Origin of the sequence: Psychrobacter sp. Ps6 (genome assembly GCF_022129235.1) — a bacterium.
Classification (GTDB): Bacteria; Pseudomonadota; Gammaproteobacteria; order Pseudomonadales; family Moraxellaceae; genus Psychrobacter.
Genome location: NZ_JADQAI010000072.1, coordinates 1 through 2,155 on the forward strand (window position 1 = coordinate 1; position 2,155 = coordinate 2,155).

2 protein-coding genes are annotated in these 2,155 nt (G+C 46.3%); both read left to right on the top strand.

Annotated features, from left to right (window positions below; all coding sequences use genetic code 11):
* Positions 1 to 44 precede the first annotated feature (44 nt).
* Positions 45 to 986 carry a glycyl-radical enzyme activating protein gene (locus tag I3255_RS13800; protein WP_238056230.1) on the top strand — a complete coding sequence of 314 codons (942 nt, stop codon included), beginning with the start codon at positions 45 to 47 and terminating at the stop codon, positions 984 to 986.
* Between the two features lie 2 nt (positions 987 to 988).
* Positions 989 to 2,155, top strand: a 1,167-nt coding sequence (locus I3255_RS13805) for a pyruvate formate lyase family protein (RefSeq protein ID WP_275950127.1), incomplete at its 3' end; no start/stop codon positions are given.

A 2,155-nucleotide genomic window follows, 5' to 3' on the forward strand; every position in this document is an offset into this window, starting at 1 on the left:
CTAATAAGTAAATAGTGAAAGAGCAAACCAAGAGGCAAGCAGAGATGTATTTCAATATCCAACGATTCTCTACCCATGATGGCGATGGCATTCGTTCCATTCTTTTTCTTAAAGGATGCAGTTTGTCTTGCCCTTGGTGTCAAAATCCAGAAAGTCGCAGCGAAAAGCATTCACTGTTGTTTGATCAGCGAAGCTGCATGGAAGATTGCCAGCTATGCGTTTCTGCTTATCAAGCTACAACTCAATCCACAGCGGGTGGTGAGACAGTGGGGGATGGTATTCAACGTATCGACAACCAAATCATCATCAATCGCAAAGCAATCAAAGAAGACCAACTGATCGCGCTGCGAAACGTTTGTCCTACACAAGCACTGACCGTATGCGGTGAAGAGGCAAAATCAGACATGTTGTTCGACATCTTAATGAAAGACAAAGCTTTCTACGACCAAAGCCAAGGTGGCGTGACCTTCTCCGGTGGTGAGCCACTCATGCAAGCGGATTTGGTGGCAGAACTCGCACAGCGTCTGCATGACAACCAAGTCTCTACCGCTATTGAATCGTGCATGCATGTACCTTGGATGAACGTCGAAAAAGCCGCACCGCATATTGATTGCTGGTTGGCGGATTTAAAACACACCAACGAAGAAAAGTTTCTTAGCTGGGCGAAAGGTTCACTGAAACGCATCAAAGACAATTTCCGAAAACTGGCGCCTATCGCGAAGCGTATTGTGATTCGCGTTCCTGTTGTGCCGGGGTTCAATGACACTATCGAAGAGTTGAAAGACATCATCGATTTTGCGGCTTCACTAGAAAGCTGCCAAGAACTTCACTTGCTGCCGTACCACACGCTCGGCATCAATAAATACCGTTTGCTTGATATGCCTTACGAGTGTTCTGATAAGCCATTAAACAAACCAGAACTGCTAGAAAGCGCCATGCAATACGCAAGCGAAAACACCCAACTTAACGTGACTGTAAGAGGTTAACAATGGACCTGAATTACCTTCCTGAGCGTATCAAAGCGCACAAATCGGCACTGGTAAATATCGTAACGCCACCCGTCTGTACCGAACGTGCTGAGGCATACACTCGTGCTTATCAAGCAAACGAAGACAAACCTGTGATTGTTCAACGAGCACTAGCACTGCAAGAGCATTTACGCACTCGTACTATTTGGATTAAACACGATGAGTTAATCGTCGGTAACCAAGCGAGCAAAGTGCGCGCTGCGCCTATTTTTCCAGAATACACAGTACGCTGGATTGAAGCGGAAATTGATGAGCTAGCCGACCGTCCTGGCGCAGGCTTTGCGGTCACTGAAGAAGATAAGCAAAGCATCCACAGCATCACACCGTATTGGCGCGGTAAAACCGTTCAAGACCGTTGTTATGGTTTGTTTACTGATGAGCAGAAAGAAATCTTAGCCAGCACCATCATTAAAGCCGAAGGCAACATGACTTCGGGTGACGCGCACCTAGCAGTGGATAATGAGAAAATCTTGAAGTTAGGCATGAACGGTTTACTAGAGGATGTTCGTCAGCACCGTGCTAACAATGATATTTCGACCTTTGAAGGTTTGAAGAAAGAGCAGTTCTATAAATCAGTTGAAATCGTACTGCTTGCCATTCAAGACCACATGGTGAGTTACGCTGAATTAGCAGCAAAAATGGCGTTAGAAGAGACGCGCCCGCTGCGCAAAGCTGAGTTAGAAAGCATTGCGGCAAACTGTCGTCATATCGCGAGCGATGCGCCGGAAAACTTCTGGCAAGCCCTGCAATTGAGCTACTTTGTTCAGTTGATGCTACAAATCGAGTCGAACGGTCACTCGGTTTCTTTCGGTCGTATGGACCAATTCCTAAACGAATTTTATGTTCGTGATATCGAAAACGGTACGATTGAAAAAGACTTTGCACTAGAGTTGCTACAGAGCTGTTGGTTGAAGCTGCTTGAAGTGAACAAGATTCGTTCTGGCGCGCACTCAAAAGCATCGGCAGGTTCTCCGCTGTACCAGAATGTGTGTATCGGCGGTCAGAAGTTGAATGAACAGGGAGAGCCTGAAGACGCAGTGAATCCACTTTCTTGGGCTATTCTGGAATCTTGTGGTCAGTTACGTTCTACGCAACCTAACTTGAGTGTGCGTTACCATGAAGGTTTA

Coding starts and splice junctions, on each gene's coding strand:
- I3255_RS13800 (WP_238056230.1), top strand. CDS start 45: ATGTATTTCAATATCCAACGATTCTCTACCCATGATGGCGATGGCATT.